The organism is Massilia sp. MP_M2 (genome assembly GCF_039123635.1).
Classification (GTDB): Bacteria; Pseudomonadota; Gammaproteobacteria; order Burkholderiales; family Burkholderiaceae_D; genus Telluria.
Genome location: NZ_JBCHJF010000005.1, coordinates 274,636 through 300,872 on the forward strand (window position 1 = coordinate 274,636; position 26,237 = coordinate 300,872).

Consider the following 26,237-nt stretch of genomic DNA (forward strand, 5'->3'; position numbering starts at 1 on the left):
CCGGCGCGGCGCCGTTCAGTCGAGTTTCAGCCAGATCTCGTTGCGCCGCATGAACCATGGCGTCAGCGGGCTGTTGTAGCGCGACAGTACCGGTTCGCCGGTCCAGCTGATCGTGGCTGCACGCAGCGCCGCCTGGAGTTCGGCCAGGTGCTCGTCGTAATTGGCTTGCGACCAGAAGCCGGAATACCGGAGCACCGCGATCTGTGCGGGCGGCACTTCGCGCAGTCTGATGCGTGGATCGAGCGGCAGCGGCGCATTGTCCATACTGATGTCCTTGGGCAGGACGAACTGCACCAGGATACCGTCGGGACCTGTGCTCTGGGTCACGGGCGCCGTCATGTCCAGCTTGACCGGGACCGGTGCCTGCGTCACCGGGGCGGTCATGGCAAGCTTGCGTTCGCCTTTGTTCTTGCCAAAGATGTAGCCGGCCAAGATGGGAAAGGCGCGGTTCCCCGCATCATCGGCGGGCGGCGGCATCACCACCTCGGCGACGGTGTAGGCCGCGTATTGGCGAATCTCGAATGTGGGGAAGGACCGCACAATGGTGTAGGCGGGTTCTTCGACCGCGTGGCTGGTTGCGGGCAGCAGCGACAGCGCCAGCCCCACGACGCAGGCAAGGCCCATCAGCCGTCGTGTGCGCCATGGCGGGGCAGCGCGGCGGGATGGTCGGGTGGGGGCAGTCATGGCGCGCTTTCCTCGGACAGTGGGCATGGCAAGAGCATACACTTTCCTTGACGCGCGCCTGGCCTGCCAGGACACCAGGAGGCGTGGCGTTGCAGTAGGGCGTCGTGCCTTGCCGTGGGTAGGTTCGCTCAACGAGGCTGTCAACAGATATTATCGATGGCGCGGACGACAAGACTCGCCCGGCTTTGGTTCGGCATCATCATCCACCGGTCCAGCTTGACATTGCCAATTCGCAGGACACCAGTGTGGTTCCGTATATCGGCATCGGCCACCGGATCGGTGTCGTAGAAACCGAGTTTGCGTCGGACAAGATCGATATCCTTGGGTGAGCCGGTAAGAAATGACCATCCCTTACCAACTTCAAATTGTCTAGCGTATGCCGCCAATACAGCCGGGGAGTCGACTTCTGGCCGTAATGTGATCGAGTAAATAAACACATCGCGGCCAGACCGTTCCATGAGCGCCGTCTGCACCTCGCGCAGACGCGCGGTATTGTCCGGGCAGATCGCGGTACACACCGCATACATCATATTAATGACGACAACCTTGCCCTCCAGCAGATCCGAATAAAATCGTCGTGGCTTGCCGTCCTGATCATATAACACGGTGTCAGGGAAATACGGATGCGCAGACGGCGCATGATCTGGCGACGCAAGCAGCTTGCTCGCCATGCCAAATGCTAGTCCTCCTGCGGTTGCAAATAAAAGACGCCTGTCCATGTCTGTTCACCTCGTAGGTTTATTTTCCGCGCAACTGCTCAGTCCTCGACGTCAAAACGCACCATCATCGAATGATCTTCATGAATCGTGTTATGACAATGCATCATGTATTTTCCAACGAAGTCCCGAAACTGGATATATATCGTGACGCTCTCTTGCGGATTCAGAACAAACACGTCCTTTCGTCCTGCTTCGACTGGCGACGGCGGTCTGCCGCCGCGTGACAACAAGCGACCCTCTTCAAGATGAATATGGATCGGATGATGCCAACTGCCGCTCCCCCCAAGTTCCCAGATTTCTGCAGTACCACGCTTGACTTTGAACGAGACTTTTTCAGGATCGAAGACCTCGTCGTTCACCAGCCACACGCCGTTCTCGCGTTTGAATCGAAACGCGCGCCGTTTGGCTACCTCAGTAAAGTCTATTTCTGGCAATGGTCGCAACTGGCTCGGAACGCGGCTGCTATCGGCAGCGGTCCGGTCGATGTCGAAGCGCATCAGCGCATTACCGGCAAGGTTGAGAATACTTTCAGGGCCCCGGCCCTCGCTCTGCACAATGCGATCCACCAAGTACAATTCGGAACCAATTGCGATGGTTGAGAAATCCATGACAATGTCGATCCGCTCGGCAGGCGCAATCCGTATTGAGGTCGCTTGCAAGGGGGCCGGCAGCAGGTTACCGTCATTGGCGATAATTTGGAAAGGCAAGTCAGTATTGCCTCGCCGCACGACCAGATCGTAAAAGCGTGAGGTACTGCCGTTGAGAATACGGAACCGGTACTTGCGGCTTGCCACCTTGAAAAAAGGTGAAACTTTACCATTCACGGTAATCTTGTTTCCAAGGAAGCCTTCAGTGTCGAATTGGTCGAAAATCAGTAAACCCCCTGCATCGAACTTTGGGTTCTGGATGACCATGGGGATGTCGTAGACACCGACGCCGCTGGGTAGACGCAAGGCAGTCGGAGAAGGATCCCGCTCATTGCCGGAATCGATTTTGTCAAACACAAGGTAGAAACCGGCGAGCCCCTTGTACACGTTCGCTGCTGTAAAACCTTCACGGTGATCGTGATACCACAGTGTCCCCAAAGCCTCCCGATAATCGCCTGCGCTGTCTGGCCATCGATCGGTACCGGCATACGCATTCGGATAATGGCAATCGTAGTATTTGCCAGGCCGAGTCAATGTTGGCCCGGCAACTGTGGGGCTAAAATAATTGCCGGCAAAACCATCGCTTTCCGACGCCGCGTGACCATTATGCAAGTGGGTTGATATCTCAGGTGAACCAAAACTATTTACGTCGCGAGGCAGTCTGTTGTAATAACGGACAATCACAGGCTCACCTATCCGCGCGACGATCGTCGGACCGGGGCACTTGCCGTCGTAGCCCCAAATCGTCTGGGTAGGCAGGTGCGGATGAAATGAATGCATCGCTTGCTTGACGATGATTGAATAGGTTTTTTGGTATGGAAACCTGTTCCATGCTTGGTGCCGGTCACGCCCCGCCTCGTCGGCATGGGGATACTCCTGCGGCGGCGGACTAAGCTCTATCGGCAGTTTGGCACGATACACCGGGAGTGCTTCAAGATACGGTACGGTATACGGAGGCGTAATAACTGCTCCGCTGACGTCGAGTGCGCGCGACGCAATTAGTCCGGATCCTCCTGCTACCGCACCGAGTTTCAGGAATTCGCGACGTTTGGGCGTAAGAACCCCATTTCCTGTGGATCTCTGCATGTTGACACCCCTGGCTGTCAAGGTTTTACAGCGCGTGTATTCGAAGGCTTGGCGCCTCTGAAAAGCGTGAAATTCATGGGTAAATATTCGGCAAAGAAGCGATTACTCGCCCCAGCCTGCCACCGCAACACAGGCAGCAAGCGCGGGCGGAACGACGCGACATCGCTGCGTTCGGTCCACAAGGTCGAGCACTCCCTTTTTGGCGCGCTATTGGAACGCCGACTGTGCACCGAAAACGACTTCACTTCGAACACGGGCACGGCGCCGCACTGAAACCAAGCCTGCCAGGCCAATGCCGAGGCTTAGCAGCGTAGCCGGTTCAGGCACTGGTGCGTCTTGCAGACCGCCGATGCGCGCCTGGCGTGCGTCGAGGATCTCGAAAGGGCTCAACAACGATAGGCTTCTCAGCAGCGTACCTTCCGTGGCATCGACACGGAAAAAGTTGTTGCCATTGCTGAGCTCAAGGGTATAAGTGGCCATTTCCCCATCGAACCCGAACGCTGTGATATCGGCGAAGCGGCCCGCTGGATCACGAGGCACAACGGGCACACGGAAATTCAGGAACAATGAGGTAAATGCGCCGTCCTGAACACTGACGTCGAGTAGCCGGAAACTGCCGTCCTCGCCGCTCACTTGCGGTGTGATCGGCGGAGTTGCGTTTGGATTGTCGGCCGCTATCAGCGATTCATTACTTGAGAAATCGACGAGGTACCGTTCGTTGACCGGGCCCGCGCCAGCTGTGCCGGTTACTGTGGTGGATGGCCCGGTATCGCTTGGTCCCGTATTGAACCGAACGGCAAACACGCCGTTCCCGACGCCGGGCACCGCTGTTGGCTGCGAAAAAATGATGCCGGCCGAGGCCGCCTGTATGCTCGCCGCAGATAACACGATAGCGACGACGACTTGTTTGGCTTTGCCAAAATAATAATTTTTCATGATGCCTCACCTAGTTGAGATGGATTCTGACCAGGCACAGGACAACTGTCCCGTGCCAGCCACAGGGGTTTCGCTTACAGCTACAACAAGATGCTTTTAGACAGCCAGTACGAAGTCGGCCATGGTCATCGAAGACAGATCCCCAAGACCTTGAAGCAAGATCGAGCCACCTCCAACGATCTGGATATGGATGCTGGTGTTGTTGTCTGCCAGCGTAAATTGCACTTTTGACGTGAAATTCGCCTCAGTGATACCAAGTGCAACAAGATCGATCAGGTCCTGGCCGCCGTCCGGATTGGCATCGAATCCGGATATCGTGTCGGCGCCAAACGCGTACGTGCTGAACACGAATGCATCAGAACCGTTTCCCCCTTGAAGAACATCGTTACCAGCGCCACCGTCAAGACGGTCGTTGCCATCCATGCCACGGAGAATGTCGTTGAGACCGCCCCCGACGATGGTGTTGCCGAGCTCATTGCCTATCAGTGTTGCAGCAACGCCGACATGCAGCAGATCCTCGAGGTTGGCGCCGAGCGTATAACTCGTCGCAGTCGACTGGACCGTGTCAGTGCCTTCGCCAGCCACTTCCACGATGACGTCCGACGCCTGATTGACCTTATAAGCGTCGTTGCCCTTGCCACCAGTGAGGGTGTCGGCACCGGCGCCGCCGTCCAGCACGTCATTGCCGTCACCGCCGGTGATCTGGTTGGCCTGGTTGTTGCCGGTGCCGGTGAAGTTGCCGGTACCTGCAAAGGCGAGGTAGTCGACATTGTTGGCCAGCGTGTACGCCAGCGCGGTCGACCTGACGATATCCAGGCCTGCGCCAGCTGCCTCCACAATCATGTCTGCGGTCTCGTCGACGATATAGATGTCGTTGCCTGCGCCGCCCACCAGCTGGTCGGCGCCACCCTTGCCGTCGAGCGTGTCCGCGCCGGTGCTTCCGACAATAATATTGGCAAGGCCGTTGCCATCGCCCAGGAAGGCAAGGTTGCCGGTGTATGTCAGGTTCTCGACGTGGTCGAACAGCGCATAGCTGGTGAGGCTGGTTCTGATCAGGTCAGTGCCGCCGTTGACCAGCTCTACCACGGCGTCGAGCGACTCGTCGACAGTGTAGGTGTCGTTGCCGCTGCCGCCGGTCATGCTGTCAATGCCGGCCCCGCCATCCAGGAAATCCGCAGCCCCCGCGCCTGTGATCCGGTTGCTTAGCGCATTGCCGGTCCCCCTGAACACCTGGGTGCCGGTGTAAAGCAGGTTTTCCAGGTCGGCGCCGAGCACGAAATTTGCCAGCGTGGTGCGGACGGTATCGTCACCTTCGCCGAGCAGCTCGACAATGACGTCGCCCACGTCGTTGGCCACATAGGTGTCGTCACCATTGCTGCCGGTCATGCGGTCTGCGCCCGTGCCGCCATCATGCACATCGTCGCCTGTGCCGCCGAACAAGATATCGTCGCCGATGCCGCCGGTGAGCTTGTCATTGCCGGCCCCGCTGCGCAATTCGTCGTTGCCGGCGCCGCCGTCGAGGATGTCGTCTCCGGCGCCGGCCACGATCAGGTTGGCGCTTGTGTTGCCGGTGCCGTTGAAATTGCCGGTGCCGGTGTAGCGCAGGATTTCGACATTGTTCGCCAACGTGTAGGTAGCCACGCTGGCATTGACGGTATCGTTGCCCGCGCCAGTCCCTTCGACGACGATGTCGCCGAGATCCGAGACGGTATAGGTGTCATTACCGACGCCGCCAACCAGCCGGTCCACGCCTGCGCCGCCGTCGAGCATGTCGTTGCCGGCGCCGCCAGTCAGCGTATTGGCCTTTGATGTACCCTGGCCGGTAAAGTTGGCACTCCCGATGAACATGAGATGTTCGACGTTGCCGAGCTCATCAAGTGCGTAATTGGTCAGCGTCGTATGGATGATGTCGGTGCCTCCGCCATCCAGTTCGGTGACGACATCACCCGTGTTGTCGACGGTATAAGCGTCGTTGTTCGCGCCGCCGATCATCTCGTCGGCGCCGGCACCACCATCGAGCGTATCGTTCCCGTTGAGCCCGACAAGGCGGTCATTGTTGACCGTGCCGCTCAGCGTATCGCCAAGGTTGGTGCCGGTGACAAGGTCGCCGACGCCCTTGGTCGGCGCCGAAGTCACTGTGCGCGCAATGCCTGCCGCGTCCGTAAATGTGGCGACGACACGCAAGCTCATGCCCACATGGGCCTGAGTTGGCGTGAATGTGGGCGACGTGGCACCGGCGATATTCGTATATGCGCCGCTGTTCGCGCTCTGCCACTGGAACTTGATGGCCGATTCGAGAATGCCACTGAACAGTGCAATCTCTCCCGGCAGCGCAGTCAGCACCTGGCCTTCGAGCGGCGTGCTGTCGCTGATCTTCGGCTCGCCGGTCAGGTTGACAAGGTGGTCGGTGAACTGCAGCAGTTCGACATTGCGGATCTTGTCCGTGCCATCGGCCTGGGTGCCGCGCAGGTGGGCAACGGTCCAAGTGCCGTCGGCGTTGCGGCTCAGGTCGTAATTGGCGTAAAGGTCCGAATAAACGGCCGTGTCGGTATCGCTCTTGGCCGCCGGGTCGGTGATGATTTCCCGGATGATCCGGAGCTGGCCCGGGTTGATCGTCCGGTTCAGCATGTCCGTCTTGAGCTCGCTGATACTGTCGACCGACCGGATTTCGACGTCGGGATCGGTCGCGCTGCGTACGCTGACCCGCACATTCAGCCAGGCATCGCCATCGATCAGGTCGTCACCAGCTTTGCCAATGAATCGGTCGTTGCCGTTGCCCCCGATCAGGATATCCCCTCCGTTGACCGGATCAAACACCACTGCTTCGCCATTGGCCACGGCCGCCACGCCAAGCAGTTGCTGGAGCCCTGCAATCATGGCCACGTCCTTTTGCAGCAGCTTGCTGTCCGACAATGGGCCGTTCAGGATGCCGCCTGGCTCGCCGGCCGTGCCGGTCGGCCGGATCGTACCGGTCAGCACGTCGTCATACTTCCAGCCGGACAAGGCCTCGACCGAGTCGAAACGGTCGCGCAGGATAAACTGGTCCTGCTCGAAGAAGACGGCGATACCAAGGTCCGAATTGGCGGCGACAGGGTCGCCCTTGTGGATGGCCCAGTCGAAACCGAGCATGCCGTTGCTGCGCTGGATGCCAGCTCCCTGTACCATGATGTCGTTGCCCGACTCGCCGTCATAGTCGGTGTCGTTGCCCTGTCCATTCAGCACATCGTGGCCGATAATGTCGCTGTTGAAGAACAGCTGGGAGTTCTCGCCCGACAGGCCATCGAAGCCCTCGCCACCTTCGATCCAGTCGTCGCCCTCATTGCCCATCAAGCCGTCGGAACCGGGGCCGCCCAGCAGAAAGTCATTGCCTTCGCCGGCGAATATTTCAGTAAAGTCGGGGCCGACGATGAAGAAGTCCTGCCCGGTGCCGCCAAAGACGATGTCGTTGCCGGCACCATTGCTGATGACGTCGTTGCCAGCGTCGCCGCGCAGGAAGTCAGCCGCGCCTGCAGGTGTGCCGTGGTCTTCGATGATGTCGTCGCCGTCGCCGCCATGTACTTGATCGGCTTCGTCGCCGCCATCCAAGTGGTCGTTGCCGCCGTCACCCCATAAGGTATCCATGCCGCGGCCGCCCTTCAGGGTATCGTTGCCCGCTGTACCGCCCAGCACGACGTGGTCCGGGCCATCGTAGGCATAGGCCAGTACGCCGCCGTCGGCATGACCGTCGCCATTCACATCGGCGCCTGGCTTTACCCGGGTGACGAGCGAGTTGATTGCATTGAGGACTTCGTTATTGCGGGTCGGATCGCCGTTCAGGATGGTGCTGCCTTGCACCGCAATTCCGGTACGCTGGTTGGCCTGGTCCATTTCCAGGATATAGCTTGGCGTGCTGAACAACAGCCCGGGGAGATGTGTCGTGCTGTCCGCATCACCCAGGTCGCTGTTGCGCATCACCATTTTGGAAAACAGGTTGCTCTCGAGTTCATTGAGAAGGTTGAGGCCCTGGGTCCGGCTCAGGTAATAGAAACGGTCGCCATTCTGCAGATTCTCCATCTGCGCTTCAAACACGAAGTTGAAGGTCGGGGCGAGCATGCCGCCGAATTCGAGTTTGGCTTCGGCCAGGCCGCCGATCCAGAAGTCGACATTGTTCAGGCCGGTTTCAACGTTTTTCCACGAGCCAGTGCCATTCAGGAAGTCGAGCCGGTCGGCAGGCGCATTCTCCTTCGCCGAGTCGCCGGTGATGTTAATGTCGTTCATCACCAGCAGTGTTGCCGCTGCACGCTTGCCGGCCAGGGTAGCCTCGTTGGTGATTGTCTCGTGCGTGCCGTACGAGGCGATGAAGTTAATAATAGAGGCAGGATTCTTCAGGTGCGGAGCAAAGTCGGCCCAGCTGGTATAGGGCTTGAGCTGGGCGTCGCCGGTCATCTCGAAGAATGCGGCGCGCGCTTCGTTAAAGCTGGGTTCCCCGGTATCGCGTCCGCGTGCGATGTTCAGCGCGGCCAGGTCGAGTGGCAGCCCGACCAGGTTATTGCGCAGCGCTCCAGTGACGAACTCGTCGATTTCGTTGCCAACCTGGCGCGACATGCCGCGGATAATGTCCGCGATTGCTGTCGCCTCACCGGCCTCGCCACCTGCGCGGTTGAATTCAACCGGATTAAGGAAGGCCTGGATCAGGCCAATGTCCTTATTGTTAAGGTCGCCGTCGAGCCGGGACACGGTTTCGGTGAGCATCGAGTGACCGAAGCGGTAGACCACATTCGCAAACTCTTCCATGATCGCCGGGTTGATGTCGGCCGAGTGCGAGAACACGAACGGCTCGATACTCGGCTGTACTGCGCGCGCGAATTCCTCGAAAACCATGTGTTGGTATTGCATCTCGGTAACGAAACGCGCTGCCTGGAACAGGCGTTCGCCATCCCACTGCAGTGATGCAAGCGCGGCCGGGGTAGCCGGCATGGAAGAAACGTCCACGGCCAGCCACTCGTTGAGCATTGTCAGGTCGCCGCTAGCGAGGATCGTCTGCTGGTACTGGTCTACCAGGCGGTTGTGCTCGGAGTGGAAGACCGCGTGAATGGCGCTGAGGCCGATGTTTTCGTTGCCACGGCCATCGCCGTTGGTAAAGTGGCGGTCCAGTAGTTCATTGTCATAGTAGCCGGGCGGCGCCGCAGCGCTGGCACTGCCGACGACCGTGTCCAGGTCAGGCAAGAGATTCAGTTCTGGCGTACCCGGATCGTGATCGTGATCATAGGTACCCGGTGCCGAAGCGTGGGCCACATCGATCAGAAATTGATGTCCAGTACGGATCGTGTCTTGCGGAATTTCTATACCGCGTCCCCCGTTTGCCGCCGGATTGCCCTCCACGAGTCCGCTGGCGGTCGCGATCTGGACAAAACCATTGGGTCCCGGCAGGAAGTTGCCGTAGGGGTCGGTTGCCAGCAGCGGTACGTTGAACACATCGTCGTCGGTCAGCTGGATGCCCAGCTTGGCGGCAGCCTGGGCCTTGACTTCGCCCCAGTTGCCCCCGCCGAACGCCCCCGTCAGCAGTTTGCCGGTTGAGACAGGGTTGCCATCGATCATCGAATATTGGCGAAGGAACACCTGATGCGACGGATGGGAGGTGTAGGTCTGGTTCTGGTCGATGAACGGTGTCGTCGTATTGGTATGGCCAACTGTATCGTCGTCAGTGCCCAGCACCCCATCGGCGCCCGGCAACGGCGTGTTCGCCGCCCGCGACAGGACCATGAAGTTGGCGCGTCCACCTTGCACGTACAGCGGATCCTGTGGATCAAGCGGCACGAATACCGTGCCGCCGCCCTTGGAAATCAGGTCCAGCCCGTGGTCGAAGAACTGGCCGAACAGGGCCATGACGCCGTTGAACGGCGGCGACAGGCCGATGTCGGGGGAGAGATTCGGGATGTACAGCGTGCCGTTGTCGGTAACCACCGTATTCTGTCCGGGGTAGGTGCTCTCGTCTGCCCGCTGATCGGCCGCCGCCACTGCGGCCGGGTTGCGGTTACTCTGGTCGACGATCAGATTGCTGATCATGCGTGGCGCGGCGTCGAAGACCACGTTACCCGGCATGGTCTGGGCATAACTCGTGACGGGACCGGCCTGCGTGTCCTGCGGTCCGTAGAAATACTGTGGCTTGCCCTGGGCGGACATGAATTCGGCAGGCACCAGGCGTGGCATGATTTCATCGGCCGCGCCCGAACGTTCCATCCCCGGCAGCAGGTTATTCCATGCGCCATCGACCGTACGCAAGCCGTATGGGAGAAGCGCACTCCCGACCAGTCCCGGCAGGTTCTGCATGTTGCCGGTAGTCGGGTTGACGCTCGCTTCCGCTATCTTGATCTGTTGTAGGATGAAATTCAGGTCATCAAGCGTAACGTTGAAGCCATATTGCGAATTGGACGTCGTCATTTGAGTACTCCCTTTCAGGATCTGGTTCGCCGCCTTTCGATGGCAGCGTCATACTGGTTGATGGTTCTGGTAAAAAAAAGCCATGCTTCAATATGGGATAGGCGTATACCGTTTGCTCTCGCGCATCTGCTGCTTCGCACAGACCAAGCAAAACAGGCATGACGAGGCCGTCACCGGTGAAACCGGCTAGCGAAAAATGCTGTAGATAAGGTGCAGGCGCTAAGCGAAGCGCGTGACGATTCAGGAGCAGGAGGAATCAGCCAGGATTGGCGATGCCTTGCAATCTGCCTATCGAAGTCCTGACGAGGTAACTAACATCGCTCCACTCGGCATTTCGATTGCGTTTCGCCCCAGCAGGGCTTGCGATATCGGCATTGGAGACTGGCTCCGTATCGTGAAAGTCGAGCCTGTGTCGTCGCATGTCGAATAAACGACGTGCGAGGCAACACCTTCCTGTTATTGACGATGAACCGGAATCGCTGATCGATCCCGGATTTTCCAAGCGAGGAATGATACAAACGCCCAACGTCAGTGTTACTTAACCGGCGAAGGCACTTCCGCCTTATGAATAGCGGTCCGTACTTTTCAAGCCACTGAGTCAATTGCGCTGCCACGGCCATGAAAAAATAAACGGGAAGAAATGCAAGAAAAATTGCACGTACTGACAACCGAATTGCCTTGCAGCTGGTGGCAAATACTTGCACTGCGGCTATCCAAAAATAAGCGGCTATTTTTCTTGGATCAGGTAGTTCGATTTTTTCAGGCACGAACATAGCCTTGTCTAACGACTTATTCATTTTCCGCCCCTAGTTTTACCCAAATATTTTAAGAAGATATTTTATTCATTTGGAGAAACACACAGTGCTGAGGACGTCTTGAGTCCGTAAATACATGTTACGTTAACAGCATAATCTTTTGTAAATTTTTTTTCAGGTGTAGCGTATTCGCACAGAATAAAAGCATTTACAGTAAGCAGCACATATTTCACTTCTTCAATTCCGGTCGAGTAGCCATGAAGCAAACTGCGTGCTGCGGCGCTGAATCTACCAAAAAGAAGAAACACACCCGCCGCGAACGGTTTTTGGTCAGATCGAGGCTGTGACGCCGTGGCTGGTGCTGATTGAGGTATCAATCCCGTTCACCGCCTGATGCAATTCATGGGGATCCACTGGCAAACCGGCTACGCCAAGCGCATGTATAAACGCGGTGGCGCGCCTTCGCTCGTTGCGCCGAACCATTTGCAGCGGCAGTTCGACGTGCGGGAGTCCATCCGAGTCCGGGGCATGGACAGAACGTATATCCGCACCTACGAAGGTTGGCTCTATCTGGCCGTGGTACTTGATTTGTCCCACGCCAGGTATTTGGGCGGTCGATGGATTCGCGGATTGATCGTGCGCTTGCGCTGACCGCACTCTTGGTGGCAGTCGCTGGTCGAGTACGAAACGCAGTATTTTCAACGGCTCTCGAGTCTCTTGAAAACTCGTGGCGATTCAGCTGGCCATGCTATGCCAAGACATCTCCAGCCATGTGAGCAATTTGCCACGGGTCCTCAACGCTGCGCTTTACGCTTTCTAAACGGTCGTTCGAGACTTCCGTTTCGCAGTTGCACCCATACTTTCAGCTTACGCCGGTCGCGCTGCTGACGATTCGTGCAACAAAGCTGATGGGGATGGCAGTCGAACGATTCGGTAGAGACTTCGCCGACCGCTGCAGTTTGTTTCGAGTACCGGCCTTGGGCCGGACACGAGGACAACGGGCACCACAAACAAAAACGCCAGCCTGCGAGGGTTGGCGTTCTGTTTGAAGCATTTTTGGTGGCCCGGGGCGGAATCGAACCCCGGCACAAGAATTCTCAATCCTCTGCTCTACCAACTGAGCTACCAGGCCCCTGCTGTGTTAGCCGAAAGGCATTGACCGCATGGGCGGCGTCATGCCAATGCGACGGAGAACCTGGTCACACCAGACTATGAAGCTTTTCCAAGAACGCGGCGATGTTTTGCTCGTGACGCTTGTAATAGGTCCATGGGCCAATGCGTTGTGAAGTGACCAGTTGCGCACGCTGCAACGATGACAGGTACAAGGACACGGTCGACTGGGATAGGCCGGCGCGCTCTTGAATAACACTCACGCAAACGCCGTATTGATCCGCATCAAGCTCTTGGCTTCGAAAATGCTGGCTCGGGTTCTTCAGCCACCCCAGGATCGCCAAACGTGTTGGATTGTCGAGAGCCTTCAGTGCCTCGCTGACATCAATGCTCATAATTGCAGGCTAATCTAAGAAAAATTACGGGACAAGCAGAACCCCTCCAGCATCTATGGTATCAGGCTCCGTCACTGGGTGACTCGATTCGAACGGCGGTAAAGCTCATCCTTGCCCACGCTCGCCGCCGGCACCAGCACCGGCACCGGCACCTGCGCCGTCACCGTGCGCCCGGAAGCGCGGGAGCACATGTGTGCCGAGTTCGTCGATGACCTCGGCTGCACTGCGGCGGCCGTATTTCAGGTTCAAGATGACGTGGTCGACCCCAATCTCCTGCAGGACATCCAGCAAGTCGATCAGATGGTGCCTGCCAAGCTTGTATCCCAGGTGAATCGGTGATGGCGCTGTCGACGGCGATGCATCGAGGTCGATGTAGAGCGACTGCGTGAACGGCTTGTACTCGCTCCCGCATTGCGCGATCACTTCATGGCGCCATTTGTCGACGAACAATCGCTGCAGGTGAGGAGGGCGGGGATAGGTGATCCAGCCGCAGCCATGCCTGGCAATCCACGCCAGCGCTTGGCGGCTGTGTCCGGTTACGAAGAGCGGAATCTCATTGGTCGTTGGTTTTGGCACCAGGTCGGCACCGACGAGCTCTCCGCCACTCCAGCTGACGGGCTCGAAGCTCGTGCGCTGAACCCGTCGGATCACGTCCACGTTTTCGCGGAAAATCTCGCCCAGCTTTTCCGGATCGATGTCGAATGCCGGGAACTCAACCGGTCGATCGCCGGAAGCGACCCCCAGGAGTAGCCGGCCATTGCTGATTTGATCGAGGCTCGCCGCTGCTTTGGCCGTATGCAAGGGGTTGCGCAGCGGTAGCGCGATTGACGCGGTGCCCAGGGCAATGTCCGATGTGTGGGCGGCCATGAACCCCATGTAGACCCACGGATCGAACACCTGGCCCACATCGCCAAAGCTGGGATCTCTGAGCGGAACATCGCGGAACCACAAGGCTGAAAAACCTGCCGCCTCGGCGCGCTGTGCAAGTGCAACCTGGTTGTGCATCGTCGGCTGATCCCCATCGAATGCTTCGATTGGAAAGAACAGGCCCAGGCTCAGGGAGCCGGACGAGAAGGTGCGTTCAAATCCCCTGTGCTGCTGGTAAGGAACCGTACTAGGCTGGTACATGGGCAAACCCCCGATTGAATAAAAATTGTTGCGCCAGAGCTGTCGGCGACGTGCGTGGCCTTGCGCCAAGATGGCCTTGCCCATCGGGGCAAGGCTCCCGTCACTTACTTCTGACAGGCCGGTTCGTGATAGACAGGGTAGTCGCTGTAGCCCTTGTCGGTGCCGCCATACATGGTGGCTGGATCGGCTGGCGTCAGCGGCCAGTTGTTTGCAATGCGCTCGACCAGGTCCGGATTGGCGATGAAAGGACGGCCAAAGGCGACCAGATCCGCAAGCCCTGCGTTCAGGAGGCGGGCGCCTCGTTCCGCCGTGTAGCGGCCGGCGCAGATGATGCGGCCGCTAAAATTCTGCCGGACTTCGCTGCGGAAGTCTTCCGGCAACTCGGGTGCATTATCCCAGTCGGCTTCGGCGATCGAGAGATACGCGATGCCGATCTGGTCGAGGATCTTGACCGCCTCGACATAGGTTGTATGGGGATCTTCTTCGACCAGGCCCAGGTAGACGCGTGCCTCATCGGTGGTGGCGAAGAGCGGGGCGAAACGCACGCCTACCCGGTCTTTGCCGACCACATCCGCCACGGCCTGCACCACTTCGCGCAGGAAGCGCAGACGGTTTTGCAGCGACCCACCGTAGTCGTCATCGCGCTGGTTGCTGTGGGCCGAGATGAACTGGTTGACCAGGTAGCCGTTGGCGCAGTGAATCTCGACACCATCAAAACCGGCTTCCAACGCATTGCGGGCCGCCTGCGCATACAGTTGGACCAGTTCCTTGACCTCGGCCGTGGTCAGGGCACGGGGCACGGAAGGGGGCGCCAGGGCGCCTGCACCCGGGCCCGTTTCGATAAACACGCTGACCTGTTGCGCCGGGATCGCCGACGGTGCCACTGGCGCCGCGCCATCCGGTTGCAGCGATGTATGCGAGACCCGGCCGACATGCCAGAGCTGGGCGAAGATGATGCCGCCCTGGTGATGTACGGCTTGCGTCACTGTGCGCCAGCCGGCGATCTGCTCGGCGCTATGGATGCCGGGCGTCCAGGCATATCCTTGGCCACGCGGCTCGATCTGGGTTCCCTCGGTAACCATGAAGCCGGCACCGGCACGCTGGCGATAATAGGTTGCCATCAGATCGTTCGCAATATTGCCCGGTTGGGAGCTGCGGGATCGGGTCAAGGGCGGAAGGACGATACGATTTTTCAGGGTGAACGGGCCGAGGCGCGTCTCCGTAAACAGTACGGAATCATTCATTTTTATTCCTAGATATTTAAATTTATCGATATTGCAGGTCGTCACAAAAAGGCAACGCATCAGGCCATGCCGGCGCAGGTGTTGGCACCGGCATCAAAACGACATGGTGAGCCGATTCTATTCGACATATCGAGATATGTCAATATGTAGATTAAGTGTGTTTCCCGGACGCGGTGCCCAAGTGCCGATCACCGTCTCAAGGCCCCCCGAGGCTGAAAACAAAAACGCCCACTTACCTGCGCGGGCGTTTTATCCAACTCTTCTTGGTGGCCCGGGGCGCAATCGAACCACGGCAGAATGGTTTTTAATGCTTTGGTCGAGCAACTGCACTGGCAAGTAAGCGGCACGTGATCACAAAGCCGCATGCACGACCGTGCCGCAGCCGTGCGGCGGAGGCGGCAAGAATGCTTTTCCTTCGCCCAGCTTATGCGTACCATATGCCGGGGATGCAAAACGGGCCGGCTTTGCTCGGGCGTTGTATTGCTTGCTGCGGCTGTGAATCGAATTGTCGACATGATGTCAGTAAAGGGCCACGATGAATAAACAAACGACTGTCCATAAGCCAAGTGGGTTAAACCGTATTTTGAGTGTCATCGAGGTGGCTGGCAACAAGCTGCCCGATCCGGCGATTTTGTTCGCACTGCTGCTGGCCCTGGTCTGGGCCGTGTCCTGGGCCATGTCGGGCCTGGTCTTTAACGAGATCGATCCACGCACTGGCCAGGCAATCCAGGTCAAGAACCTGCTGGCGCCTACCGCCCTGACCGACTTTACAGCGAAGATGGTCAATATCTTCGTCACCTTCCCGCCACTGGGCGTGGTCCTGGTGGCGATGCTGGGGTTGGGTGTCGCGGAATATACGGGCTTCATCAATGCCGGCCTGCGCAAGATCCTGGCGATTACGCCGAGAGTATTACTGACCCCGGTCCTGGTTGCTGTTGGCGTACTCAGTCATGTCGCCGTCGATGCCGGTTATGTACTCGTCATTCCGCTGGGCGCGGTGATTTTCTATGCAGCGGGCCGTCATCCGCTGGCCGGCATTGCAGCGGCCTTTGCCGGCGTCTCTGGCGGCTTTTCCGCGACCTTCTTCGTTCCGTCGAGCCTGGATCCGCTACTGGCCGGGCTGACCCAGGTGGCCGCACGCCTGTCGTCCGATCCGGCCGCTGCTTCGCTCGTGATCAACCCTCTCAACAACTACTATTTCACAACGGCCTCGACGCTCCTCGTTGTGCTGATCGGCTGGTTCCTGACCGACAAGGTCATCGAGCCGCGCTTGAACAGGACGACGCCGGTCGACGGCGATCCTGCAGGCCTGCCGAAGATGGATGCCTTGCAGGCCAATGAGATCAAAGGGCTGCGCTGGGCTGGCATTGCGATGCTGGCCAGCCTGGCGCTGCTGGTGTTCTCATTCATGCCGGAGGGCTCGGCATGGCGCTCCCCGGATACGCGCGAATTGACCCACTCGTCGGCGCCACTGATGCAGTCGATCGTTGCGCTCATTTTCATTTTCTTCCTCATCCCTGGCGTGGTCTACGGCTATGTCGCCGGCACCGCGAAGAGTCACCGTGACATCGTCAAGGGAATGAGCCACGCGATGAGCGGCATGGGTTATTACATCGTCATGGCCTTCTTCTGTGCGCAGTTCATCTATGCCTTCGGCCAGTCGAATCTGGGCGCGCTGGTCGCTATCAAGGGTGCATTGTGGCTCAAGGAAATGGCCTTCCCGATGGGCGTGACACTGACAGGCATCGTGCTGCTGACCGGCATGGTCAACCTGTTCGTTGGTTCGGCTTCGGCCAAATGGGCATTGATCGGGGCCGTGATGGTGCCGATGCTGATGGAACTGGGCGTGTCACCGGACATGACGCAAGCCGCCTACCGCGTGGGCGATTCCTCGACCAATATCATCACGCCACTACTGCCATACTTCCCGCTGATTATCGTCTTCTGCCGTAAATATGTGCAATCGACCGGCATCGGCACGCTGATTGCCCTGATGCTGCCGTACTCGCTGGCATTGCTAACGCTCTGGACCATGTTCCTGCTCGGCTTCTGGGCGCTGGATATCCCACTCGGTATCGGCTCGACCTATACCTATCCAGCACCCGCTTGACAGGGTAGAAATCCCACAAAGCGGGCATCGATACACAACACGCCAACCTGCATGGGTTGGCGTGTTGTACTTGTGTATTCCTGGTGCATGCCGATTCCAGTCCCGCCAAAAAACGCAGGCGCAGAATAGTTCAGTGTTCAAACTGCGACGGGTAGGGAAGAAGCTGTTCCAGTGTCTCGGCGATGCGCCGCAGCTGGTGCGCGTCCGGCGCCGCGTTGTCGCTCGTGTCGTTGATGCAAAAAAAGTCCAGCTTGCCGAAGCTGGCACACAACTCGCCGAATTGTTCGGCAGCGTCGGCCGCGCCGCTTGACAGGTAGGCCCACGCGCATTCGCGGACGATCGCGCGGCCAAGGTGCACCATCCAGCGTGGCACCAGGTCGGGGATCAGCGGCGGCACCGCCCACGAGCGGAATACGGTGCCACGCACGGCGTGGAACAGTTCCGGTGCTTCCAGCTCGAGCTGGCGCATCGCGCTGACCAGCATCGGGCGCGGCGAATGGGCGAAGATACGGGGAACGTGCCGGTATTGCGGATCGCTCGCGGACAGCCATGCGCGCGACAGCAGCGACGCATTCACCAGCGCGCTTTCATGTGGCTGCGGCCCGGGGTAGTCCGGCAGCAGTGCCGCTTCCTTGAAGACGGCCAGGCCGGCCTCGGAAAACCACCATGTCGCGTCGAACGGCGCGCCGAGAAACACGTCGTCATTGAAGTAGACGAAGCGTTCGGACAGGCCCGGCAGGTGGTGCAGGTAGGTTTCGATATGGCCGGAGTCGAACACCGGAAGCGCGGCCGCCGGCATCAGGGTACGGTGGTCGACGACGCTGACGCCAGGTCCCAATCCCGGTCCCGTGCGCAGCCAGGCGGGACACTGGCCATCGGTCACGATGTGCACATGCCCGTGGTCAGGGAAAAATCGCTGCAGCGCGCGCAGGTTGTAGCGTAACTCGCCATTGTCGCGATAGCGGCCTGACACGTCGCCGTAGCGCGCCGCGCCGGCGTTCGCGCCGGTGCGATCCTGCGCTGCGCGCCGTTTGGCTTGCCAGTGCGGATCGGCGCCGTCAACCCACAGGTAGACGACGTCGATGCGGTCGGCGTCAGGCGGCGTCATGTCGTTTTGGCCCAGGCCTTGCAGCCACGCGTCGTGAACGGTGGTGCAACGCGCAGACGAAGATGCATCAGCACGCTTGTGATCATCATGGAATTCTTAGTCAATCAAATGGGTGTCAATTGTAGTGACATTCAGCAATTTCTTGTGCTTTAAGAATATATTTAGGCGGGACAAGTGTTTGCAGGGACGGAGGTAGTGGCGCGCTCATCGGGAAAGACCCGCGGCCCGGTGCGCCAGGCAGCTCACTGTGCGGACCTAAGCGATGATTCGTGCCGCGAATTGGCGCCGACAGCGCCCGAATTGATGCGCTGACGATTCGGGTGAGAGTTCCGGCTTCATGTCCATGGGACCACCACCGCTTCGGGGGCTTGCGTATTAGTCCGGACGGGGCAGTAGGCGACCGGTGCCGGGTCAGGCTCGTCGGCAAGTCCATGCCAGGCGAGCCGGTTAGGGCCGTGCCGGAACGCCAGCGTGCCAGGCAGATCCTCATCGAGTAGTTGTCCTACGTAGGAGCGGCAGTCTGACCAAGACATCAATGGCAATAAGACAAACGCAAGCCCGCACGGACGCGTTAGAAGAACGGCCCAGCTTTATCTCAGTTTGTTAGCGTGTCAACGCAATCTCAAAAGTGAATCATTGAGATTGACGCACTGCCTGGACGCGCAGGTCGGGCCTAGCCGATGACCTGAATAGCGCCGATTGCAAGCAGGCTTGCGAGTCGATGAAGTGGCGCGCGGTCAGAGCAGGCGTGATGGCCTGGTCCGGACACAGTGCGCTCCACTGCCCCGGCTGCCGGTCGCGCGCATCGCCAGACGGGTGTGCCGGTGAGCGCAACCAGGCGATTCAAGGCGCGGCCGAGAAGGAAGCGTGTGATGGAAACTTTCTCTGCATCCACTCGCGGTTCAGCTGCAAAGCGGTAACGACGTCTTGCGGCAAGCTCTCGAGGATGGCAGGATCGTCGCTTGGTGTGTCGGCCAGCAGGCTGGCCAGGTGGACGATCGCACCGAGTTTGCTGAACGGGTGGGCGGCCATTGGATCGGATGAATTTTTTAATGCGGTCACAATAACGACTGGGAAATTCCAGCGATGACCGAGTTCGGCGGTAATTTGCCCCTCCGAAAAGCCCAGCAGTCGCGTCTCGCGTTCCCACCGTCCGCCCGGCAGGTGGGGTTGCTCCTCGATCTTGGCAAACGTTGCCGGCGCCGCCTGATAGATCAGCAGTTCGCCAAGCCGCATCATCATGCCTGCGAGCCAGGCATCCTGGCCATCGTCGCCCAGGCAGACGGCCAACCATTTGGCGTAGCCGGCGCAGGCCATGCTGCTTTTCCAAAACTCGTCGCTATCGAGGCCCGGCAGGTCCGGGAAGGTTTCGGCGAAGCAGGCAGCCAGGGCCAAGGTGCGCACGTGCCCAAGGCCCGCCATGGCGATGGCATCGTCGAGTGACGTTACACCACGCGCAACGCCGAAGCGGGCGCTATTGGCCAGGCGCATCAGTTTGGCGGTGAGGGCGGGGTCGCGCGCAATGATCGCGCTGATTTGGGTGGCCGACGCATCCTCATCATCGAGAGTTTTGATCAATGCATGGGCGACTTCTGAAATGACGGGCAATTTTACGGCATGAAAAAAAGACGATAACTCGCTCATGACTATCCTCCAACGTAACATCGCCGCAGCAACAGGTTGACGGTCGCGCGATGTGGTGAAATTGAAATTTCACGATATCATAGTTGTTTCGCCTGGGAACTAAACAGGGAAATTATTTCCTGGACCGGACACAAGGATAGCGGATGCCAGAAAGCCCGCTTGATCTAGTTTATGCGGAAAGGACTTATGCGGCCAGCGTCGCCTCGATCACGCGGACGATTTTCCGGGGTTTTTGCAGATCCCGTGCAGCGGGATGCGGCGAGGAAAAACGCACCGTGTCGTTATCGAAATATAGGCCGAAAGCCGCTGCGAATTTTTCTTGACCCGCCGCCCGAAGGCGGTTTGCAGCGCCAATGTCGATATCGTCGCCCGCGACACCAAAGCCTTCTCTCACCATCTGCGTGCCAAGCATGGAGCCCCACCATCGGCGGGACAGGCATTTCCATCCATGTACTACGGAGCGTTCGCAGGGAATTAGCCATGGCTCACTGGGACGTGCGCTTTGTCACCCCTTGCATTCGCGATTTAATGATCACGTGCCTCTTCATCGATTTTTGAGCTGAAGCAGTGTCGCGCATAAACCGGCAAATGCTTCCCATGGGCCGGACGCATTACGGATAGCAGTCAATAAGGGCACTGTGAAGATCGTTCCGAGCAGGGCAAAGGCTACCAGAAGCGGACGGCGGCTAATCCGGTTCGAGCGCGCGCCGTACAGCGGCTGCACGCATATGGCGGAGAGCCGCGAGCCGGCGGAGACGGCTAAAGTAGGGGTTAAGCGGCAAGGACGTTTTTTTGGTGGAATGCCGCTGAGTGCCATGTTGGGCCTCCAGCGGCCGTTCGGGATGCGACGCTACCGTAATGGTCGGCGCGCTCGCGGCACGCGAATCTTCTCCCCAAGCGCTTGGTCGCCTTACAAATTGTCGGTTCGCCCGCGCCCCGCCAGCTTGTCGCCGCGGCGCGGCGCGGTGGCGTATGCGGGCGTAGCGGCTGTGCTGGTCTGGCGGCTGCGCCGGAATCCCTTGCCCGCTAAGGATTTTCCTGCCTGTAAGTACGCTTCGGGTGAATGACCAACCGCTTGACCAGGTCGTCCAGCGCTTTGCTATGGTACAGGTCCATGCACTTCAGGAAATCGAACCTGACTCCCTTGATTTCCGATTCGACGAGCGGATGGGAATAGTCCCGCGCCAGATAGCGGTTCACCAGCGACTTGACCGCATCGGGACTTTTCTCCATATCGAAGTAAGTCCAATCACGCAAGGCGCTGGCACTGCTTCCAGCATCAGTGGCCGCACCCGTGTCATTCCGGTAAGCCTGTGTCATACAGGTTGCCAGGACCATGTCCTTATAATTTTGCGCATAGGTGCGGGCTCCAGCCTGTGGAGAAATGAGGGCTTGATCGGAGGCGTGGACTGTAAATGACAGCAATGTGGAGGTCACCAGCGCCAAGCACAACGCGATCGACTTCATTGCAAGCCCCAGAAGTTCGCACGATCCGTGCGATATTTCGCTTCCGGCTCATTGAAATAACAGTGGTCATAGCAGGATTGGCCGTTGAAAAGGGTGGCATGCCCCTGCGCATCCGACCAGCCAGATACCTCAAACAGAATTACACCTTTTTTGCCAACCAACGTGCCGCCGCCGGAAGCGGGATATTTCACAACCTCAGCTTTGCCCCATTGCTGTTTCAAAAAACCAATCAGGTCCCGTACACGGAAGAAGTATTTTCGCCCGTCCGCCCCGGATACTGTCTGTCCATGGATGTTCGGAATTATCAGGCCTGCCTCGCCAAGGATATAACTCATCCGCACGGCGCAGGTGTTATTCCAGCGCTGTGCGGCAGTGGAATTATTAATGTTCTTCTCAACATTTCCTCCTATCACCTTTGCTACCCTGGCACCTGAATTGACGGGGTCATAAATTCGATGCGAAGCTGCCCATGCAGCAGTGAAGGAGGGGCGAGACATTTTGTTCATCCTTGTTTGGGATTGCATTGGATTGGTCGTTGTGGCGTCTGCGGCGAATCACGCAGCCGTCGGCCGCCTGCTGGCCCCGACGCGCGGTACAGACAGGCCGTGGCGATTATCCGCAATCCGTGCAGATCGGACTGGACGCTTGTCAAACCAATGATTTGCTCGCATTGATGAAGCAGGCCCGCCGACAGAATTCTCCCTTCTATCCGCTGCGTGAACGTCTTACCCGCCTTGCGCGATACTTCCCTCACGGTTGTTTCGCGGGGCAGAAGCGCACACCGGAAATAGACCGGCGCCGAGGATGACGACTCCTAGAAACAACAACGCCCACTGGCATGAGTGGGCGTTGCGTGAACGATGTTCTTGGTGGCCCGGGGCGGAATCGAACCACCGACACAAGGATTTTCAATAATTGCGTCGCATATCGGCGATCGTGTTATTCGCGTCTTTCACGGTTCCTACGGAGTAGCGAAGCAACATTCTTAGCTTGGTAGGCTGCTGTTTTACTGGTCGCCACAATCAACCGGCGTGAGGCGCAATCATAGCAATGTAGTCCTTTAGTGCTGGAAATGTGGGCCCCGTGACCTTGGCCGCCGTTGCCAGCTGAGAATGCTGCAACCTCGCAGCGGTCTTCGGGCACTTCATCAATCGCGCGCAAGTTTCTGAGTAGCTCAAGCGTGTCCACTAAATAGCGAGGGCCAGAGTCCTGCTTTGGGTGTCATGCGGCCTGACGTTAAGCCTCGCTCTGAGCGAGCGGTTACCCCTCACCGCGAGTTGCCGTGCGTTCAGCCTCTAACGAAAGCGAATTCAATGCCTTGAGGTCAAGATCCGCGAGCGCTTTCTCGACTTGCGCCACACTCTCTTGTAGCCCGACATGCGTCTTGGTTTGAAGATCGGCTTTCTCAGCTTCGGCTGCCTCACGTTCAGGTGTTCCCGCGTAAAATTTTCTTAACCTCCCAAGGATAGGTGTCAGGGCGCGGTTGTAATCCCTGGCGATCTTATCTCGTTGCGCCCTTGCAGCATAACCAGCTTGGACTTCGCCGACGAGCCGTGCGTAATTGGCGAACACTCCATCAAGGAATACGCACACGAGCGCGGCGGCTCCTAGCAGTTGATTTGCTGTGGGAAAGAAATTCGAAGCAATTGCAAGACAACTCCCGCCTGCGACTAGCTTGAAAGCATATGCAAGCATTCGCCGAATCCTGCCCTTCTTTTCGAGCGCAAGCAGCCGATCATTCAGTTCAGCGATTTCTTTTTCTAGCAGTGATGCTGGCTCTGACATAGGTTGCTCCGATTACATCGACATCGTCGCACCGCCTGCGGACGCAGTGTCTCCCAATACGCGGACAGTTGCAGTCTCGGTATTGCCGTCTACGTCCGTGACCTTGATCCGGTAGCCGCCTTCGGTATTGAGCCAAGTATCTTTTCGCGGCGTGACACTAATGCGCTGACCACTCTGAATCACCTGAACGTTGCACTCATGACAGCCCTTGAATCGCGGGGGAGGCGGGTTGTCGACGAAACAACTAATTGACACTTGCAGAGATGAATCGGCATGTACTTCTATGCTGAACGTCTGACCAACTACAACCTCGCCCGCTGACACATCGACAGAATAGATCACGGGGAACTCCTTGAAATGAGCGTAATAGTGGAGGCGACTGCAAATGCCCAACGTGAAACAGACACTCCAACAGCCTCATCCCACGACCAAATCTTGAGATTCGCACGGAAAACAGTGTCTTTTTCTAGTTATCAAATAGTTGCCTTACTACTCTAGCATATCGGAACCCTTAAGACCAACCGCGATTCGAGCTATGCTTGATACGAGATGCATTCCTGAATGCGTCGTTCATAATGCTAGTGTCTGAGCAGTTACCTCGACTACTGGGGCCTCAGATGCCATGTAGATCGTGTCAAGTAACTAAAGCAAGCATTATTTCTTAGGTTTCTGAACCGTAAGCGGCCCCGATTATTCTGACTTGGGAAACCTAACGCCCGCAATTTTAAAGAACGATCACGGACAAGGTCTGAGTTGCCCTCCTGGCAAAGATTTCCCGCTGTTAGAACCTATTCTCGCTGTTGACTATGATGGCCCGCGAAGACTTGGTCCGTAGCAGCACAGGTGACACCGGAAATGGACCGGAGTCAAGGACTGCAAATTCCAGAAACGACAACGCCCACTGGCATGAGTGGGCGTTGCGTGAACGATATTCTTGGTGGACCGGGGCGGAATCGAACCACCGACACAAGGATTTTCAATCTTTGCGCCGCGTCAGCCGCCACACCAGCATTTTGCTGGACTAAGGTGCTCCTACCGCCAGCACGTTTCGCCATGGTGCGATGCCGATACAACATGGCGGCAGACAGCTGGCGCATCGCGCAGCAGGTCTACTGGCCGCTTTCAGTACGTAGAAACGGATGAGACGAGGTCTCTTCTTCCCGCAGCGGTTTCAGCTACGCTCATCCTCTCCTGAGTTCAATCCGACAAGACCGGCGAAAGCGATCCGGTTGTTGGCTGCATCAAGTTTCGCCTTCAGTTTCAACATGGCTCTGCGGCTCGCTCGCAGATGGCGGAACTGGCGATGACATTTTTTTAAAGGATAGCAAGGGGGCAGACGGTCAGCTAACTTCGTGAAGCCGGCCTGGCGCGTAACCGAGATGCTTCGGCAGCCGGCATGGTGGAAGGCAATACTGGTGCCACATGCACGAACCGCAGGCTTCATCTTCTTGACGCGCTTGCACAGCGATAGCGGGGACTGCTGCCATGCGGTGCTGTTGGCGTTGCCAAGGGCGACAGATTCGGCGAGCGCTTGTTGCAGGAACGTTGACGTTTTGGTGCAAGGTTGTACTGCCTTGGCCAAAGGCACCGCGATATCTTCGCTTGTCACTGCTCACTTCTGATAACGCACATGAAATCAGAGAACAATCGGCGGGTCGACAAAGCGCAGATGACGTTGCTTGACCCAGACCCGGGCACCTTGGTTGCCGGCTAATGCAGCAAGTCGGCCACCGCATGGCAAGCGCATCCACGACATGGCGTGCAGATGGTCGCCGGCGTCCCAGAAGTCGCCCGCTAGTACGAGCAGTTCGGCACCACCGGGGTAGTTAAGCTGCACCTGCGCTCCTGGTTCCCAGTACTCAAGCTGGACGGTTTCACGTTCATCTTCGAACAGCGGTGTGACCGCGACGCCGCGACGCAGCTGATCGCCGATCTTCCCCATCTTGTTCATGTCGACGATGACATGCGTACGGTCCTCGGGTGCGAATTGCCAGAGTTTGACGAAGATGATGCAGCCTTGTGCAGAACCCGGCGTATGCCGGCTGGTAGGGGGATTGCGAATGTAGGAGCTAGGTGGGTAGTCCCCGTATTCGTCCTGGAACACGCCCTCAAGCACGATGAACTCCTCCCCACCGCCATGAGTGTGCGCAGTAAATTCACTTCCTGGTGCATAGCGCACGATAGTGGTTGCACGCGCGACTTCAGCGCCGATTCGGTCTAGCATCCGGCGCTGGACCCCGGCTACAGGAGAATCCACCCATGCCATGGACGCACCGTGTAAGACGACGCGCAGCGTGAAATCGGCATTAATATCCATGGGTTGATCCTGTCGTTGTCCTGCGCTGTGTGAATCGATTACAAACCGGTTGATTAAACGCCCGTACCACCCATGCTGGCGCGCTTGGCCATGCGGGCGCGCCAGGCGAGCAGTACATCGCAGTCGGCCGGAATAGTGATCTTGGCGAAGTCTGCGAACGACAGACCGACGAACAGCGTAATGTCGGCAACCGAAAAATTCTCACCAGCGGCAAACGGTTGATTGGCCAGCACACTATTAAAGTAATGCATGCCCGACAGCGCTCGCTCATGCTGCTTCATGCCCCACTCCTTGTTCTGGTAGAGCTCCAGCGCTCCCAGTCCTGGCGTAGCGTGATGGAAATACGCGCCCACTGCGTCCATGACATCTTGCTCCGCGCGACGCTGCATCATGTGGATCACTGCCCGTTCCTTGGCAGTCGTGCCGGTCAACGAGATTCCCTCGAAGGCATGGTCTATATATTCGGTGATGGCCGAGCATTCGCTGATGAAGGTCCCATCGCCGAGCTCGAGCACCGGCACGGACGCGCTCGGGTTCTTGCTCACGAACGAGGGGAGGCGATGTTCACCTTTCATAACGTCCACATGCACGAACTGTATCTTGTCAGTGGCCCCTTTTTCAGATAACGCGATTCGAACCCGGGCCGGATTGGGGAAACCTTCGTAGTCGTAGATTTTCATGA

General features: G+C 58.1%; 20 protein-coding genes, 1 tRNA gene and 1 pseudogene. 2 read left to right on the top strand and 20 right to left on the bottom strand.

Features of this window, described 5'->3' with window-relative positions; translation table 11 throughout:
• Nucleotides 1-15: 15 nt before the first annotated feature.
• From RCH14_RS13720 to RCH14_RS13740, 5 genes are all read right to left on the bottom strand, one after another.
• On the bottom strand, nt 16-684 hold the full coding sequence (locus RCH14_RS13720) for a heme-binding protein (protein ID WP_343026650.1): 669 nt from the start codon (nt 682-684) through the stop codon (nt 16-18).
• A gap of 140 nt (nt 685-824) precedes the next feature.
• Nucleotides 825-1,355 carry an SCO family protein gene (locus RCH14_RS13725; protein ID WP_343026651.1) on the bottom strand — a complete coding sequence of 177 codons (531 nt, stop codon included), beginning with the start codon at nt 1,353-1,355 and terminating at the stop codon, nt 825-827.
• An 86-nt stretch (nt 1,356-1,441) separates the two neighbouring features.
• A complete protein-coding gene (locus RCH14_RS13730; RefSeq protein ID WP_343026652.1) occupies nt 1,442-3,136 on the bottom strand; it encodes a multicopper oxidase domain-containing protein in 1,695 nt (564 codons plus the stop codon).
• Between the two features lie 207 nt (nt 3,137-3,343).
• The gene (locus RCH14_RS13735; RefSeq protein ID WP_343026653.1) at nt 3,344-4,072 is read right to left on the bottom strand and encodes a PEP-CTERM sorting domain-containing protein; all 729 of its coding nucleotides are present in this window, start codon (nt 4,070-4,072) and stop codon (nt 3,344-3,346) included.
• 96 nt (nt 4,073-4,168) lie between these two features.
• Nucleotides 4,169-10,492 (bottom strand): peroxidase family protein, encoded by a 6,324-nt coding sequence (locus RCH14_RS13740; protein WP_343026654.1) that lies wholly within the window; start codon nt 10,490-10,492, stop codon nt 4,169-4,171.
• 1,124 nt (nt 10,493-11,616) lie between these two features.
• Here RCH14_RS13740 and RCH14_RS13745 point away from each other — a divergent pair.
• Nucleotides 11,617-11,918, top strand: a pseudogene (locus tag RCH14_RS13745) (IS3 family transposase); the annotation flags it as partial.
• Nucleotides 11,919-12,304: 386 nt separating this feature from the next.
• Here RCH14_RS13745 and RCH14_RS13750 read toward each other — a convergent pair.
• The 4 genes from RCH14_RS13750 to RCH14_RS13765 form a co-directional block, all read right to left on the bottom strand.
• Nucleotides 12,305-12,379 (bottom strand) — tRNA-Leu (locus RCH14_RS13750).
• Between the two features lie 67 nt (nt 12,380-12,446).
• Entirely contained in the window at nt 12,447-12,752 is a 306-nt protein-coding gene (locus RCH14_RS13755) for a helix-turn-helix transcriptional regulator (protein WP_343026655.1), read from the bottom strand.
• 105 nt (nt 12,753-12,857) lie between these two features.
• Entirely contained in the window at nt 12,858-13,880 is a 1,023-nt protein-coding gene (locus RCH14_RS13760; protein ID WP_343026705.1) for an LLM class oxidoreductase, read from the bottom strand.
• 104 nt (nt 13,881-13,984) lie between these two features.
• A complete protein-coding gene (locus tag RCH14_RS13765) occupies nt 13,985-15,124 on the bottom strand; it encodes an alkene reductase (RefSeq protein WP_343026706.1) in 1,140 nt (379 codons plus the stop codon).
• A 583-nt stretch (nt 15,125-15,707) separates the two neighbouring features.
• On the opposite strand from RCH14_RS13765, the gene RCH14_RS13770 reads away from it, so the two are divergent.
• Nucleotides 15,708-17,234, top strand: coding sequence for an AbgT family transporter (locus RCH14_RS13770; RefSeq protein WP_343026656.1), 1,527 nt, complete (start codon nt 15,708-15,710; stop codon nt 17,232-17,234).
• A gap of 130 nt (nt 17,235-17,364) precedes the next feature.
• On the opposite strand, the gene RCH14_RS13775 is transcribed toward RCH14_RS13770, so the two are convergent.
• The 11 genes from RCH14_RS13775 to RCH14_RS13825 all read right to left on the bottom strand — a co-directional run bounded on the left by RCH14_RS13775 (nt 17,365) and on the right by RCH14_RS13825 (nt 26,235).
• Nucleotides 17,365-18,342 (bottom strand): Stealth CR1 domain-containing protein, encoded by a 978-nt coding sequence (locus tag RCH14_RS13775; RefSeq protein WP_343026657.1) that lies wholly within the window; start codon nt 18,340-18,342, stop codon nt 17,365-17,367.
• Nucleotides 18,343-19,185: 843 nt separating this feature from the next.
• On the bottom strand, nt 19,186-19,986 hold the full coding sequence (locus tag RCH14_RS13780; RefSeq protein WP_343026658.1) for an HDOD domain-containing protein: 801 nt from the start codon (nt 19,984-19,986) through the stop codon (nt 19,186-19,188).
• Nucleotides 19,987-20,170: 184 nt separating this feature from the next.
• Entirely contained in the window at nt 20,171-20,398 is a 228-nt protein-coding gene (locus RCH14_RS13785) for a hypothetical protein (protein ID WP_343026659.1), read from the bottom strand.
• Nucleotides 20,399-20,530: 132 nt separating this feature from the next.
• The gene (locus tag RCH14_RS13790; RefSeq protein WP_343026660.1) at nt 20,531-20,803 is read right to left on the bottom strand and encodes a hypothetical protein; all 273 of its coding nucleotides are present in this window, start codon (nt 20,801-20,803) and stop codon (nt 20,531-20,533) included.
• A gap of 209 nt (nt 20,804-21,012) precedes the next feature.
• Complete coding sequence (locus RCH14_RS13795; RefSeq protein ID WP_343026661.1) at nt 21,013-21,453, bottom strand: type VI secretion system amidase immunity protein Tai4; 441 nt, start codon at nt 21,451-21,453, stop codon at nt 21,013-21,015.
• Entirely contained in the window at nt 21,450-21,950 is a 501-nt protein-coding gene (locus RCH14_RS13800) for a type VI secretion system amidase effector protein Tae4 (RefSeq protein ID WP_343026662.1), read from the bottom strand. Before RCH14_RS13800 ends, RCH14_RS13795 begins: the two co-directional genes overlap by 4 nt.
• A gap of 763 nt (nt 21,951-22,713) precedes the next feature.
• Complete coding sequence (locus RCH14_RS13805; protein WP_343026663.1) at nt 22,714-23,238, bottom strand: hypothetical protein; 525 nt, start codon at nt 23,236-23,238, stop codon at nt 22,714-22,716.
• 12 nt (nt 23,239-23,250) lie between these two features.
• Nucleotides 23,251-23,580, bottom strand: a complete 330-nt coding sequence (locus RCH14_RS13810) for a hypothetical protein (protein WP_343026664.1) — start codon at nt 23,578-23,580, stop codon at nt 23,251-23,253.
• 829 nt (nt 23,581-24,409) lie between these two features.
• Nucleotides 24,410-24,847 (bottom strand): hypothetical protein, encoded by a 438-nt coding sequence (locus RCH14_RS13815; protein WP_343026665.1) that lies wholly within the window; start codon nt 24,845-24,847, stop codon nt 24,410-24,412.
• A 27-nt stretch (nt 24,848-24,874) separates the two neighbouring features.
• Nucleotides 24,875-25,555 (bottom strand): cupin domain-containing protein, encoded by a 681-nt coding sequence (locus tag RCH14_RS13820; protein ID WP_343026666.1) that lies wholly within the window; start codon nt 25,553-25,555, stop codon nt 24,875-24,877.
• A 53-nt stretch (nt 25,556-25,608) separates the two neighbouring features.
• Nucleotides 25,609-26,235: a glutathione S-transferase gene (locus tag RCH14_RS13825; RefSeq protein ID WP_343026667.1), complete on the bottom strand. Its 627-nt coding sequence runs from the start codon at nt 26,233-26,235 to the stop codon at nt 25,609-25,611.
• Nucleotides 26,236-26,237 lie beyond the last annotated feature (2 nt).

Bases quoted from the DNA above. Each gene is read 5' to 3' on its own strand.
- RCH14_RS13785 (WP_343026659.1), bottom strand. From the start codon at position 20,398: ATGCTTGGCACGCAGATGGTGAGAGAAGGCTTTGGTGTCGCGGGCGAC.
- RCH14_RS13800 (WP_343026662.1), bottom strand. From the start codon at position 21,950: ATGTCTCGCCCCTCCTTCACTGCTGCATGGGCAGCTTCGCATCGAATT.
- RCH14_RS13775 (WP_343026657.1), bottom strand. From the start codon at position 18,342: ATGACGCCGCCTGACGCCGACCGCATCGACGTCGTCTACCTGTGGGTT.
- RCH14_RS13780 (WP_343026658.1), bottom strand. From the start codon at position 19,986: ATGAGCGAGTTATCGTCTTTTTTTCATGCCGTAAAATTGCCCGTCATT.
- RCH14_RS13825 (WP_343026667.1), bottom strand. From the start codon at position 26,235: ATGAAAATCTACGACTACGAAGGTTTCCCCAATCCGGCCCGGGTTCGA.
- RCH14_RS13805 (WP_343026663.1), bottom strand. From the start codon at position 23,238: ATGTCAGAGCCAGCATCACTGCTAGAAAAAGAAATCGCTGAACTGAAT.
- RCH14_RS13720 (WP_343026650.1), bottom strand. From the start codon at position 684: ATGACTGCCCCCACCCGACCATCCCGCCGCGCTGCCCCGCCATGGCGC.
- RCH14_RS13820 (WP_343026666.1), bottom strand. From the start codon at position 25,555: ATGGATATTAATGCCGATTTCACGCTGCGCGTCGTCTTACACGGTGCG.
- RCH14_RS13795 (WP_343026661.1), bottom strand. From the start codon at position 21,453: ATGAAGTCGATCGCGTTGTGCTTGGCGCTGGTGACCTCCACATTGCTG.
- RCH14_RS13740 (WP_343026654.1), bottom strand. From the start codon at position 10,492: ATGACGACGTCCAATTCGCAATATGGCTTCAACGTTACGCTTGATGAC.
- RCH14_RS13730 (WP_343026652.1), bottom strand. From the start codon at position 3,136: ATGCAGAGATCCACAGGAAATGGGGTTCTTACGCCCAAACGTCGCGAA.
- RCH14_RS13790 (WP_343026660.1), bottom strand. From the start codon at position 20,803: ATGGCACTCAGCGGCATTCCACCAAAAAAACGTCCTTGCCGCTTAACC.
- RCH14_RS13725 (WP_343026651.1), bottom strand. From the start codon at position 1,355: ATGGCGAGCAAGCTGCTTGCGTCGCCAGATCATGCGCCGTCTGCGCAT.
- RCH14_RS13760 (WP_343026705.1), bottom strand. From the start codon at position 13,880: ATGTACCAGCCTAGTACGGTTCCTTACCAGCAGCACAGGGGATTTGAA.
- RCH14_RS13735 (WP_343026653.1), bottom strand. From the start codon at position 4,072: ATGAAAAATTATTATTTTGGCAAAGCCAAACAAGTCGTCGTCGCTATC.
- RCH14_RS13755 (WP_343026655.1), bottom strand. From the start codon at position 12,752: ATGAGCATTGATGTCAGCGAGGCACTGAAGGCTCTCGACAATCCAACA.
- RCH14_RS13765 (WP_343026706.1), bottom strand. From the start codon at position 15,124: ATGAATGATTCCGTACTGTTTACGGAGACGCGCCTCGGCCCGTTCACC.